This is a genomic window from Pseudomaricurvus alkylphenolicus, assembly GCF_011683955.1.
In the GTDB taxonomy this organism is placed as follows: domain Bacteria; phylum Pseudomonadota; class Gammaproteobacteria; order Pseudomonadales; family Cellvibrionaceae; genus Pseudomaricurvus; species Pseudomaricurvus alkylphenolicus.
Map to the genome: position 1 here is coordinate 1 of NZ_JAAQPI010000025.1, position 13877 is coordinate 13877.

A 13877-nucleotide genomic window follows, 5' to 3' on the forward strand; every position below is an offset into this window, starting at 1 on the left:
GATACAACACCTGCACCCACGGTACGACCACCTTCACGGATCGCGAAGCGCAGACCTTCGTCCATCGCAATCGGGCAGATCAGGGTAACGGTCATCTGGATGTTGTCACCAGGCATTACCATTTCTACGCCTTCCGGCAGCTCACAAGCGCCGGTCACGTCAGTGGTACGGAAGTAGAACTGAGGACGGTAGCCCTTGAAGAATGGAGTGTGGCGACCACCTTCATCCTTGGACAGTACGTAAACCTCACCTTCGAACTTGGTGTGAGGAGTGATAGAACCGGGCTTAGCCAGTACCTGACCACGCTCAACCTCGTCACGCTTGGTACCACGCAGCAGAACACCAACGTTCTCACCGGCACGACCTTCGTCCAGCAGCTTGCGGAACATCTCTACACCAGTACAGGTGGTAGTGGTGGTGTCTTTGATACCAACGATTTCGATTTCTTCACCAACCTTGACGATACCGCGCTCAACACGACCGGTAACAACGGTACCACGACCCTGGATGGAGAATACGTCTTCGATCGGCATAATGAAGGCACCGTCGATCGCACGCTCAGGCTCAGGGATGTAAGAGTCCAGAGTCTCAACCAGCTTCTTAACAGCGGTGGTACCCAGCTCGTTGTCGTCTTCGCCGTTCAGGGCCATCAGGGCAGAACCAGGGATGATCGGAGTGTCGTCGCCAGGGAACTCGTAAGTGTCCAGCAGCTCGCGCAACTCCATCTCAACCAGCTCCAGCATCTCGGCGTATTCTTCAGAATCAACACCGCCACAGTCTTCAGCCAGCAGGTCAGCCTTGTTCAGGAACACAACGATGTATGGTACACCAACCTGACGAGACAGCAGGATGTGCTCGCGGGTCTGAGGCATTGGGCCGTCAGTCGCACCACATACCAGGATAGCGCCGTCCATCTGAGCAGCACCGGTAATCATGTTCTTAACGTAGTCGGCGTGACCCGGGCAGTCTACGTGCGCGTAGTGACGATCGGGAGAATCGTACTCTACGTGAGAGGTGGCGATGGTGATACCACGCTCACGCTCTTCAGGCGCATTGTCGATACCGTCGAAAGCAACGGCGTCGCCACCCCAAACCTCGGCACATACGCGAGTCAGGGCTGCTGTCAGGGTAGTTTTACCGTGGTCAACGTGACCGATGGTACCCACGTTTACGTGCGGTTTGGACCGCTCAAATTGCTCTTTTGCCACTGTTTTATTCCTCTAAAAAATATTCAGCAACGAATGATAAAACGGTAAGTTATTCACCGCCCTTGTATAAATAAGCCAGTGCCAACCACTAGCTTTTAGCCATCACTTCATCAGCGATATTTTTTGGAGCCTCTGCATAACGCTCGAACTCCATGGTAAAGGTCGCACGACCCTGAGTTGCCGAACGCAGGTCAGTGGCGTAACCGAACATTTCGGCCAACGGCACCTCAGCGTTAACAACCTTACCAGATGGATTTTCATCCATACCCTGAATCATGCCACGACGGCGATTGAGGTCACCGACCACGTCGCCCATGTTTTCTTCAGGGGTAACCACTTCAACCTTCATCATTGGCTCGAGCAATACCGCACCGCCCTCTTCTGCCAATTTTTTGGTTGCCATGGAGGCTGCAATCTTAAACGCCATCTCGTTAGAGTCAACATCGTGGAAAGAGCCATCATAAAGCGTAGCCTTCAAACCCAGTAAAGGAAAGCCGGCCAGTACGCCATTTTGCATCTGCTCAGAGATGCCTTTTTCAACCGCGGGAATATACTCTCGCGGTACAACGCCACCTACGATTTCGTTAACGAACTCGAGGCCTTCGGCATTGGAATCTTCTGCAGGTTCGAACTTCACCCAAACGTGGCCATACTGGCCACGACCGCCTGACTGGCGCACAAATTTACCTTCAATTTCCGATATCCGGGTAATGCGCTCGCGATAGGCCACCTGAGGCTTACCGATGTTGGCCTCAACGCTGAACTCGCGTTTCATACGGTCAACAATAATGTCCAGGTGCAGCTCACCCATACCGGAAATAATGGTCTGACCCGTCTCTTCATCGGTTTTAACACGGAAAGACGGGTCTTCCTGGGCCAGCTTGCCCAGCGCCACACCCATCTTTTCCTGGTCCGCCTTGGTGCGAGGCTCAACCGCTACCGAAATAACCGGCTCGGGGAACTCCATGCGCTCCAAAACGATCTTGGACTCTTCGCTACAGAGGGTGTCGCCTGTTGTCGTGTCCTTGAGACCGATGGCAGCGGCAATATCACCCGCCAGCACTTCCTTGATCTCTTCGCGGGAGTTGGAGTGCATTTGCACCATACGGCCAACGCGCTCTTTTTTGCCCTTAACGGAGTTGTAGACCGCTGTGCCACTTTCAAGCTTGCCGGAATAAACCCGGAAGAAGGTCAGCGTACCCACAAACGGATCGGTGGCAATCTTGAACGCCAGCGCTGAGAAAGGGGCATTATCGTCGGCTTCGCGGGTTGCAACGGTCTCACCGTCGTCGAGCGTACCTTCGATGGCTTTTACCTCTTCCGGGGAGGGCAGGAATTCAATCACGGCATCCAGCATGGCCTGAACACCCTTGTTCTTGAATGCCGAACCACCAATGACCGGAATAATCTCATTGGCCAGCGTGCGCTGACGGATGGCTGACTTGATTTCCTCTTCGGACAATTCACCGTCTTCCAGGTATTTGTCCATCAGCTCATCGTTGGCTTCGGCGGCAGCCTCAACCAGAAACTCGCGCATTTCTTCGCACTTGTCCTGCATCTCCGCCGGGATGTCGCCGTACTCGAAGGTCATGCCCATGTCATCCTCATTCCAGAGTATGGCCTTCATCTTGATCAGGTCGACAACACCTTTGAATTCGTCTTCGGCACCGATGGTCATTTGCAGAGGTACCGGGTTGGCGTTCAGCCGCTCTTTCAGCTGACTGACAACCATTTCAAAGTCTGCGCCAGCACGGTCCATCTTGTTGACGAACACCATGCGGGGGACTTCATACTTGTTGGCCTGGCGCCAGACCGTTTCGGTCTGAGGCTGTACACCGGAGGAGCCACACAATACAACAACCGCACCGTCCAGCACTCGCAGCGAACGCTCTACCTCAATGGTAAAATCCACGTGCCCGGGAGTGTCGATGATATTGATGCGATGCTTATCGAACTGCTGCTGCATACCGGACCAAAAACAGGTGGTTGCTGCAGAGGTGATGGTGATACCGCGTTCCTGCTCCTGCTCCATCCAGTCCATCGTGGCTGCACCGTCGTGGACTTCGCCGATCTTGTGAGACAGACCGGTGTAGAACAGAACCCGTTCAGTGGTGGTGGTCTTGCCGGCATCTACGTGCGCACAGATACCAATGTTGCGGTAGCGTGCGATAGGAGTAGTACGTGCCACGAGGGTTCTCCAAATGTTTGCTGCTTTTTATTGCGGCTTGTAAACGGTAAAAGGCAGCGATAGTAGCTGCCTTTTATTAAGCCTTTTTGACGTCTGGGCCGCCATCCAGCGGCCCGGCCTTGCGGCCCTGTCGCTACCTTAGAAGCGGTAGTGAGAGAACGCCTTGTTGGCTTCGGCCATGCGGTGCACGTCTTCACGCTTCTTGACTGCACCACCTTTGCTCTGGGATGCGTCGAGCAGCTCACCAGCCAGACGCTGGGCCATGGACTTCTCACCGCGCTTGCGAGAGAACTCCACCAGCCAGCGCATTGCCAGCGCTTGACGACGGGCCGGGCGAACTTCAACCGGCACCTGGTAGGTTGCACCACCCACACGGCGAGACTTAACCTCTACCAGTGGGGCAATTTTTTCCAAAGCGTCATCGAACAGCTCGAGAGCGTCATTTCCGCTTTTTTCGGCAACGATATCCAGAGCACCGTATACGATGCGCTCAGCGACGGACTTCTTGCCGCTTACCATTACCATGTTCATAAATTTCGCCAGAGTGACATTACCGTACTTGGGATCTGGTAATACTTCACGCTTGGCGACAACGCGTCTTCTTGGCATTTGCTTCGCCTCTTCTTCAGGTTTGTTCTAAGACAACGCTCTCACAACTTCTTCGTGCTTTCGCCTGCTTTAAGCTACTTGCTGATTTAACTATGAGCGCGCTTAGCCTTACTCGGTTCAACCGAAAACGTTAATACAGTTTCACAACGCCCTTACTTGGGACGCTTGGCACCGTACTTGGAACGACCTTGCTTACGATCGCTCACGCCAGAGGTATCGAGGCTACCGCGGACAGTGTGATAACGAACACCTGGCAGGTCTTTAACACGACCGCCACGGATCAGTACCACGCTGTGCTCCTGCAAGTTGTGACCTTCACCACCAATGTAAGAAGTCACTTCAAAACCACTGGTCAGGCGCACACGGCAAACCTTACGCAGAGCAGAGTTTGGCTTCTTAGGAGTAGTGGTGTAAACGCGGGTGCAAACACCACGGCGCTGAGGGCAAGCTTGCAGAGCGGGAACGTCGCTCTTCTGAACCTTACGTTTTCTAGGCTTACGAACCAATTGGTTGATCGTTGCCATGAAAAATAACTCCAAAAAAATGAATGCCTTACGAATAAGGCCAGTTAACAGTAGTCGGTGCGCCGTGCCGGTTAACCGGACACGCGAACCAGCCCCAATTTCCAGGGGTCGCGCATTGTACGGGGTCGGGTCTGGCAGGTCAAGTCCTGTGAATTGCGGCCAGGGGTACAACTATGGCTATAGAAGATGAGGGAGCCAGACAACGGCTATAAGGAGGAATCCAGGCTGTCCGGTAAGCCACTGAGCACAAGGTCATTTTAGGCCAAACACGGTTGAATTGAAGCCCGTTGTGTTGGGTGCCGCCACCCCTCCCTGGCAGCGACACCCGAACCGGCTACCTGAAAGTGGGCGGCCGGCATGGTTCCACTGGAGCTGAGCTCCGGCGTCGAGAGTGCAGGATGCTTGTCCTGCAACCTGACTGAAGAGCTTGGAGTCACCTCCCCAGCAGGCCGAAGCCATGATCAGGGATTACGGCGGATCTGTCTGTGTGCAAACGATGCGGATTATGTAACGGTTTGTAACCAGGCGACAATCAGATGGTTTCCGGCACCATCAGATAACCGCGGTTGCGCACGGTTTTAATCCGGCTTGGATTGTTGGGGTCATCACTGATTTTGTGGCGCAAACGGGAGATAGTGACATCCACAAAGCGGCTGATGCCATCGTACTCGATGCCTCTCACGTCGGAGAAAATGGACTCTCTGCTGAGCACCCGCCCGGCGTTGCGCGCCAATAGATAGAGCACGTCGTATTCGTGGGTGGTGAGCTCCAACGCCCGCCCCCGTTGCCTCACTTCACGGGCGACATTGTTGATGTGCAGATCCTGCACCGCAAGGGTTGTTTCGTTGGCGCCCAAACTTTGTTGAATACGACGGCTGACCGCATTGATCTTGGCGGCCAGCAAACGGGGCTCCACAGGTTTGCAAATATAGTCATCAGCCCCCATTTCCAGCCCGATGATCTGATCGATCTGGTCACTGCGAGCAGTCAACATGATGATCGGATTGCTAAAGACCTGTCGGACTTCGCGACAGATATCGATACCACTCTTGCCCGGCAACATAATGTCCAGCAACACGACATCAGGCTGCTCTTCCAGGATTCGCTCAACCGCACTTAAACCGTCGGCTTCGTGGCTGAGGCGATAATCAAAGTTACTCAGATACTCAACGGTCAATGCCGCCAATTCAGCGTCATCTTCAATCAGCAATATGTGAAGCTGGCTCATTGTGTTCAGAATCTCCTGTGCAGCTGCAACTGCAATTGGCTGCGCTCGTAATCGTGCAATCGATGATTGGCATGGTTACGATAATTGGACAAGGTCATGGACAGGCTGGTTTCGGCGGTAACCTTATAACGCCATCCCACTCGCAATAAATGAAAGTCCTCCTCTCTTTCATCATCATAGAGAGGTGCTTCGGGCGCTTCATAGTGGCTCGATCGCCAGTACCATTGAGACCAAAGCGCCCAGCTTGGCTGTGTCTGGTAAAAGAGTTTGGCACCGACCTCGGTAGCGTCGTAACTGTATAAATCGGCCTGCGCGTTATTCGTCACCCGATGAGCCTGTAAACTCAAGCGATAATTGGGATTGAGCCGCAGTTGATAATCCACACCTATCCCGAGGATATCGGCATCTTTATCTGACTCCGGCAGGGTTTGCTGATCACGAAAATTGTATCCCCGCTGGCGATATTCCATCTGCACACTGATTTGCCAATGCTTGTCACGCCACTGTATTTCCGGCGTCAGGCTGATGTCATTGATGTCTGTTCCACTGCCATAGCGATAGTGAGACAGCTCCCACTCCAGGCCCACCTGCCAATGGCTGGAAGTAAGCAGTGTCAGTTCACCCAGATACCGGAGATTACCCAGGTCGGCATCGTTTTGATCGGTATAGCTGCGTTGGTATATTGACAAGTAGTGACGCCAACGAAACTCGTCTGTACGCTTGTATGCATTCAGGGCCAGCAGCGCACCTCCGTAGTGGTCGCTTGCCTCCAGTGCCGAGGATGCCAGGCGCCGATTATCGACGCCGATATCTGCATCTTCCGGGCCGCTGTTGGCGTTGCTGTCGTATCCAAAGAAGCCGCTCAGGTCTCCTCCAAAGCGCCAATCAGCAGAATCAGAATTCGACGGCATGAGCGGCTGCTGGCGCTGTGCAAACAAAATTTGCTGATAAAAACGCAAGGTGTTTTCCCTGACCGTATCCGGCAGGGGCGCCTCGCTCATCACCTGACGAACCATCTGCCGGGCATCGCCATAACGCCCATCCAGGAAATATAAACGGGCCAGATCGAGGCGCCCCCGATGCCATTGAGGGTATTGCTCCAATCGATTTTCGAGGCTGCCGATTGCCTGTTTCGGCTGACTGCGGGAGAGAGTCGACAACTGTTTCAGGTAATCGGTGTGGATTCCGGGGAAACCCGTTTCTACGGGCTCTGCGTCCTGCGCCTGCAATGGCTGTATAACTACCAGCAGTGCGGTGATCAGCCATTGGACAATATTAGGGGAGCCTAGCCGTTCCATCAGCCTTAGTCTTTAACCGGGTGCTCAAATTCAGGTGCCAGGGTATCGAAGCCGGGCTTCGCCAAGGTTGTGTCTTCTTCCTGGTCCAGGTCGGGCGCCAGCGTCACGCCTTCGTCATCAATATTGTCCGAACCACTGACAATGGATTCTGGCATATCCCTGTCGGCATCGCTGCCGGTCACATTCCCGAGATTTTCGAACTGGCTGACAAAGTTGTCCAGAACTTCAGATTTGTTGAAATCCTGATCCACCGGCGTCATAGCTTCAATAGCATTTCCATCTCGGGTACCAACAGTCTCAATGGATTGTGTCCGCAGCAATATCCGATCCTGGGCTCCATCTATCTTCTGCGGTAGGCCACCCAGAGACTGCTCCATTCGCTCCAGCAACTCCAACTGTTCCATTTGCTGCAGTAGCGTGTGTTGGTGATCATGGGGATCGGCCTGTGCGTTATCGCGATCACCCGAGAAATTGCGATCGGCACCGTAGTCACCCAAGTCACTGCCATCCAGATGTTCAAACTGGGCCCGCTCCGGTGCCTCCAGATCTTCTGACAGTCCGGGCTTGGCACCGGGTCCAGGCTGTCCAGCAGGCAGGGGTTGCTCCACTTCCTGAGCCCAGTCACCCCAGTCTTCAGCCTCACCCCAGGCTCTGTTCTCAGCCCAGACAAGGGGCAACACCTGCAATACCAACACCAGCACAGGCCATTTGAGGTTGCGCATGACATCGGAGTAGTGGGAAAACAGCAGGGACAATCGAATGTTCACGTAAATTTCTCGCCGGATTCGGGCAGGCTTTCAGTATCCGGGCTTTGGTGCCACGAGTAAAATACTAATGTGTATCGGTTTGTATCGAATAACTATCTGTATCGGCTGGGGCAGTGCCACGACAGACGAACTCAAGACTGGCCTCTGCACCTCCCATCTTGGACTGACCTATCGACACCTCGCCACCATGCCAATGGGCAATCTGGCGCACAATAGCGAGCCCCAATCCAGTACCTCCTGTACGGCGGCTGCGGCTGCTTTCCACCCGTGTAAAGGGTTCAAGCACTGATTCCCGATGACTTTCAGGAATTCCAGGTCCATCATCACCAATTCGAACAATGACCTTGCCTTCAAAGCTGGCAGCAGTCACTGCAACGGTTGTTTCGGCGTATTGAAACGCGTTGTTCAGCAGGTTTTGCAGTGCTCGCTTGATGTAGTGTGAATCCGCGTCAATCATCAGACCCGGTTCCAGATGTCGCTGCACCTTGAGGTTTGGATTCTGTTCAACCAGGGGTACCAGCAAAAGCTCCAAAGCCGGTGCCAGGGGAAACTGCCGCAGCTGCAAATCGGGCCGATGGCTTTCCAGGCTGGCATAGAGCAGTATCTCCTCCACCAGGCTGTTCAACTCACCCAGATTGTCGCTGATTCCCCGCAGGTGCTTACGGGCAGGGTTATCGCCATCATTGCCTGCCGACGTCAGCTTTTGATCCGCCAGCTCCAAATGGAACCGACAGCGTGACAATGGCGTTTTCAGCTCGTGAGATACCGCGTGATTGAGATCCCGCTGCGCCTTGAGTAATTGGCCAATGCGTTCCGACATGGTGTTGATACTACCTGCGACCGCCGTCAACGTATCCCGGCCCTCAACCGTTAAATGGGTCGTATCAACACCGGGTTGCAGCGCCCGCACTTCGTCCATCATCCGATTGAGACGCCGTTCCAACGGGCGTATCAACAAAAAGCACAGCCCGGCTAAAAGCAGCAGACTCAAAATGATGAGAGCGACCAACCAGGCACGGGGAAATGGCACGTACAGCGGTGCATCCCCAAGCTGCAAAAATTCTCCGCTGTTGCCGATGGGGGCCAGGGTGCGAATGGCCCTGTCACCGTTGTCGAGAGTGGTCAGCTCTACCACCGTATCTCCACGACTGAGCGCCCGGTTTTGCACGTAGCCGGCCGCCAGTTGATCGCGACTGAGCCACCGCAGTACAAACCCGAATTGGTCCTGCATTTCTCTCAGTGCTTGCTGCCTGGACTGCTTCGGCAGGCGACCCAACTCATTCAACAGCAACAGCGTGGTTCCTCTGAAGAATTGTTCGCTGACTTTTCGCTCCGACAATACAAAACGCAGCCACTGGTCAGACACCCCGTCGAGCTGGGCCAACACCAACCGCTTGTCATCGCCGAGCCTTGCGAGGTGCAATTGCAGCGGCCCCCAACGGGTGGTCTTGAGCTGGACAGTGAGGTCCTTCGGCACCAGCTCAAAGTCTAGACCTGTGACTCGCTGACTCAGCTCTTTCCATTGATCCTGCCGCTCTCCACGATGCCGCTGCATGCCTTCGAAAATTAACTGAATGGTGCCACGTGACTGTTGCAGAAGATATTGATCGAGCCTCTCCGCCTGCCAATAGCGATACCCCAGCAGTGCACTGGTACCAACGGCGATAACCGCCAGCACGATACCAATATAAACTCGAAAAAAGATGCTTCGCATGTGCATTCTCCCGCCCCTGAACCACTCGATTCTAATTTTACTCTGCCCTAAAACGCAAAAAGCCCCCAGATGGGAGCTTTTTGCTGGCGGTTTAAAAGCGCTGAAATCAGCTGGCGCTGGACTTCAGTGCCTCGGTCAGAGCCGCTTCCACTTCTTCTGCTGTTGGTCCATCAGACTCGATGGTCAGCTCGGCATCGCGCTGGCGACGGCGTTCGGAGTGGTAAGCCAAACCGGTACCGGCAGGGATCAGTCGACCCACCACCACGTTTTCTTTCAGGCCGCGCAGGTTGTCCACCTTGCCGGTAACTGCCGCTTCGGTCAGTACGCGGGTGGTCTCCTGGAACGAGGCCGCAGAGATAAACGATTCGGTGGCCAGAGAGGCTTTGGTAATACCCAGCAGCTGGCGTTCGAACGTTGCGGGCTGACGATCGTCTGCTCGCAGTTTTTCGTTCTCTTCCAGCACGCGGTTGTACTCCGCCTGCTCCCCTTTAACGAAGGAGGAATCGCCCATGGAGCTGATTTCCACCTTACGCAGCATCTGGCGAATGATCACCTCGATGTGCTTATCGTTAATCTTCACACCCTGCAGACGGTAAACGTCCTGGATTTCGTTGGTGATGTAGCGGGCCAGTGCCTCAACACCCTGCAGACGCAAAATGTCATGCGGGTTACTGGGGCCATCGGATACAACTTCACCCTTCTCCACCTGTTCACCTTCGAACACGGTCATTACACGGTGCTTCGGAATCAACACCTCGTAATGGGTGGAACCATCCGGCAGCGGCTGGCCATCGTTCGGCGTGATCACCAGACGACGCTTGCCCTTGGTCTCCTTACCATAAGAAATGGTACCGGAGATTTCAGCCAGAATGGACGGCTCTTTCGGCTTACGCGCTTCAAACAGGTCGGCCACTCGAGGCAGACCACCCGTAATATCGCGGGTCTTCGAACCTTCCTGCGGGATACGTGCAATAACGTCACCGACACCGATCTGGTCACCGTTGGTGATGTTCAGAATCGCCTTGGCTGGCAGCATGTAGTGAGCCGGCACATTGGTGTTGGCCAGGGTCAGCTCGTTACCGGCTTCGTCGATCAGGGTCACGGCAGGCTTCAGATCCTTACCAGCGGCAGGACGTTCGGCCGGATCCAGTACCTCAATCGAGGTCAGACCGGTAAGTTCGTCTGTCTGGCGGCGAATGGACAGGCCATCTTCCATGCCAGCGAACAATACCTTACCCGCCACTTCGGTGATGATTGGGTGCGTGTGGGGATCCCACTTGGCGACAAACTGACCGCCGTCGACCTTCTCACCATCTTTGACCGTGATTTCAGCACCGTAGGGAACCTTGTAGCGCTCACGCTCGCGGCCGTTCATATCGGCTACCGCCAGTTCACCGGAGCGGCTGACTGCCACCAGGTTACCGGCGGCGTTTTCCACCACTTTCAGGTTAATCAGACGAACGGTACCGTCCTGCTTGACCTGTACGCTATCCACGGCAGAGGCCCGGGAGGCCGCACCACCAATGTGGAAGGTCCGCATGGTCAACTGGGTACCCGGCTCACCAATGGACTGTGCTGCAATAACACCCACGGATTCACCGGGGTTGGCACGATGGCCGCGGGCCAGATCACGGCCGTAACACTGGGCACAGATACCGTGGCGGGTTTCACAGGTAATCGGAGAGCGGACCATAACCTCATCGATGCTCATCTCTTCGATACGGTCGACCCACTTCTCGTCGATCATGGTACCGGCAGGCACCAGAATCTCATCGCTGTCGGCGCGGATCACGTCGCGGGCAACCACACGACCCAGGATACGATCACCCAGGGATTCGATAACGTCACCGCCCTCGATCACAGGCGCCATGGTCAGACCGTGGTCAGTACCACAATCGGTCTCGGTTACAACCACGTCCTGGGCAACGTCCACCAAACGACGGGTCAGGTAACCGGAGTTCGCGGTCTTAAGTGCGGTATCCGCCAGACCCTTACGAGCACCGTGGGTAGAAATAAAGTACTGACCTACGTTCAGACCCTCACGGAAGTTCGCCGTAATGGGCGTTTCGATGATGGAGCCATCGGGCTTGGCCATCAGACCACGCATACCGGCCAGCTGACGGATCTGAGCGGGGCTACCACGAGCACCTGAGTCGGCGTACATAAAGACGGAGTTAAAGGAGGACTGCTTCTCTTCCTCGCCGTCGCGATTGATGACCGACTCGTGGGAGATGCCTTCCATCATGGACTTGGCCACCAGGTCGTTGGCGCGGGACCAGATATCGATCACCTTGTTGTACTTCTCGCCCTGGGTTACCAGACCGGAGGCGTACTGGGATTCGATTTCCTTTACTTCCGCTTCGGCGGCGGCTACCAGAGAGTGCTTCTCGTCAGGGATTTCGAAGTCGTTCACACCAATGGAAGAACCGGACTTGGTGGAGTACTCGTAACCCATGTACATCAGCTGGTCAGCGAAGATAACGGTGGCCTTCAGACCCACGATACGGTAGCAGTAGTTGATTACCTGGGAGATGGCCTTCTTGACCATCGGGCGGTTAACCTGCTCAAAAGGCATGCCTTTGGGCACGATTTCCCACAGCAGAATACGACCGACTGTGGTCTCTACGATAGAACACCGTTCAGTGACTTCGCCGTCCTCACCCGTGATGTGCTCAACGATACGAACCTTGATACGCGCCTGCAGGCCAACTTTCTTGGCGTTATAGGCACGGGATACCTCCTGGGTATCGGCAAAAATCATGCCTTCGCCGGGTGCGTTAACGCGCTCACGGGTCATCCAGTACAAGCCCAATACTACGTCCTGGGAAGGTACGATAATAGGCTCACCGGAGGCCGGTGACAGAATGTTGTTGGTAGACATCATCAAGGCGCGGGCCTCCAGCTGCGCCTCAAGCGTCAGAGGTACGTGAACCGCCATCTGGTCGCCGTCGAAGTCAGCGTTATAGGCCGCACATACCAGCGGGTGCAGCTGAATTGCCTTACCTTCAATCAGTACCGGCTCAAACGCCTGGATACCGAGACGGTGCAACGTAGGTGCACGGTTCAGCATGACGGGGTGTTCGCGAATCACTTCGTCCAGGATATCCCAAACGATGGCTTCTTCACGCTCCACCATCTTCTTGGCCGCCTTAATGGTGGTGGCCAGGCCGCGCAATTCCAGCTTGGAGAAGATAAACGGTTTAAACAGTTCCAGTGCCATCTTCTTGGGCAGACCACACTGGTGCAAACGCAGGGTCGGACCTACCACAATCACAGAACGACCGGAGTAGTCCACTCGCTTACCCAGCAGGTTCTGACGGAAACGACCCTGCTTACCCTTGATCATGTCAGCCAGAGACTTGAGCGGGCGCTTGTTGGAACCGGTAATGGCACGGCCGCGACGACCGTTGTCCAGCAGCGCATCCACAGACTCCTGCAGCATACGCTTCTCGTTGCGCACAATGATGTCCGGAGCGTTCAGGTCCAGCAGGCGCTTGAGGCGGTTGTTACGGTTGATGACCCGACGATACAGATCGTTCAGGTCGGAAGTCGCAAAGCGGCCGCCATCCAGAGGTACCAGAGGACGCAGATCGGGTGGCAGAACCGGCAGCGCTTCCAGCACCATCCACTCGGGCTTGTTGCCTGAGTTGTAGAAGGCCTCCAGCAGCTTCAGGCGCTTGGACAGCTTCTTGATCTTGGTCTCGGAGTTGGTGTTCGGAATCTCTTCGCGCAGTTCCTGGATTTCGGCTTCCAGGTCGATGTCGCTCATCAGCTCCTGAATGGCCTCGGCACCCATCTTGGCTTCAAACTCGTCACCGAATTCTTCCATTGCCTCGAAGTACTGCTCATCGGTCAGCAGCTGGCCCTTCTCCAGTGTGGTCATGCCGGGGTCGGTAACCACATAGGATTCAAAGTAAAGGACACGCTCGATATTACGCAGTGTCATATCCAGCAACAGGCCCATGCGGCTTGGCAGGGACTTCAGGAACCAGATGTGGGCGGTCGGACACGCCAGCTCAATGTGGCCCATGCGCTCACGACGAACCTTGGACAGAGTGACCTCAACGCCACACTTCTCACAGATAATGCCACGGTGCTTCATGCGCTTGTATTTACCGCACAGGCACTCGTAGTCTTTTACCGGGCCAAAGATCTTGGCACAGAACAGACCTTCACGCTCGGGCTTGAAGGTCCGGTAGTTAATGGTCTCAGGCTTTTTCACTTCACCAAAAGACCAAGAACGAATCATTTCAGGCGACGCCAGTGCAATACGGATCGCATCAAACTCTTCGGTCTGACCTTGGGACTTCAGCAGATTAAGTAAGTCTTTCAAGGGAATGT

The 13877-nt window shown here is 54.9% G+C and carries 9 protein-coding genes; all 9 read right to left on the minus strand.

Going from position 1 to position 13877, the window contains the following annotated elements:
- On the minus strand, positions 1–1208 hold a 1208-nt coding region (gene tuf, locus HBA55_RS33625; RefSeq protein ID WP_167000131.1), incomplete at its 3' end, for an elongation factor Tu.
- 88 nt (positions 1209–1296) lie between these two features.
- Positions 1297–3396, minus strand: a complete 2100-nt coding sequence (gene fusA / locus HBA55_RS33630; protein WP_167000132.1) for an elongation factor G — start codon at positions 3394–3396, stop codon at positions 1297–1299.
- A 138-nt stretch (positions 3397–3534) separates the two neighbouring features.
- Positions 3535–4005 (minus strand): 30S ribosomal protein S7, encoded by a 471-nt coding sequence (rpsG, locus tag HBA55_RS33635; RefSeq protein WP_167000133.1) that lies wholly within the window; start codon positions 4003–4005, stop codon positions 3535–3537.
- Positions 4006–4157: 152 nt separating this feature from the next.
- A complete protein-coding gene (rpsL, locus tag HBA55_RS33640) occupies positions 4158–4529 on the minus strand; it encodes a 30S ribosomal protein S12 (RefSeq protein WP_167000134.1) in 372 nt (123 codons plus the stop codon).
- Between the two features lie 532 nt (positions 4530–5061).
- Positions 5062–5757, minus strand: a complete 696-nt coding sequence (locus HBA55_RS33645) for a winged helix-turn-helix domain-containing protein (protein ID WP_167000135.1) — start codon at positions 5755–5757, stop codon at positions 5062–5064.
- Between the two features lie 5 nt (positions 5758–5762).
- Complete coding sequence (locus tag HBA55_RS33650; RefSeq protein ID WP_167000136.1) at positions 5763–7055, minus strand: tetratricopeptide repeat protein; 1293 nt, start codon at positions 7053–7055, stop codon at positions 5763–5765.
- Positions 7056–7060: 5 nt separating this feature from the next.
- Positions 7061–7822, minus strand: a complete 762-nt coding sequence (locus HBA55_RS33655) for a hypothetical protein (protein ID WP_167000137.1) — start codon at positions 7820–7822, stop codon at positions 7061–7063.
- A gap of 64 nt (positions 7823–7886) precedes the next feature.
- Positions 7887–9536, minus strand: coding sequence for an ATP-binding protein (locus HBA55_RS33660; protein ID WP_167000138.1), 1650 nt, complete (start codon positions 9534–9536; stop codon positions 7887–7889).
- A 106-nt stretch (positions 9537–9642) separates the two neighbouring features.
- On the minus strand, positions 9643–13869 hold the full coding sequence (gene rpoC, locus HBA55_RS33665; protein WP_167000139.1) for a DNA-directed RNA polymerase subunit beta': 4227 nt from the start codon (positions 13867–13869) through the stop codon (positions 9643–9645).
- Positions 13870–13877 lie beyond the last annotated feature (8 nt).

Bases quoted from the DNA above. Each gene is read 5' to 3' on its own strand.
- rpsG (WP_167000133.1), bottom strand. From the start codon at position 4,005: ATGCCAAGAAGACGCGTTGTCGCCAAGCGTGAAGTATTACCAGATCCC.
- rpsL (WP_167000134.1), bottom strand. From the start codon at position 4,529: ATGGCAACGATCAACCAATTGGTTCGTAAGCCTAGAAAACGTAAGGTT.
- HBA55_RS33645 (WP_167000135.1), bottom strand. From the start codon at position 5,757: ATGAGCCAGCTTCACATATTGCTGATTGAAGATGACGCTGAATTGGCG.
- HBA55_RS33650 (WP_167000136.1), bottom strand. From the start codon at position 7,055: ATGGAACGGCTAGGCTCCCCTAATATTGTCCAATGGCTGATCACCGCA.
- HBA55_RS33660 (WP_167000138.1), bottom strand. From the start codon at position 9,536: ATGCGAAGCATCTTTTTTCGAGTTTATATTGGTATCGTGCTGGCGGTT.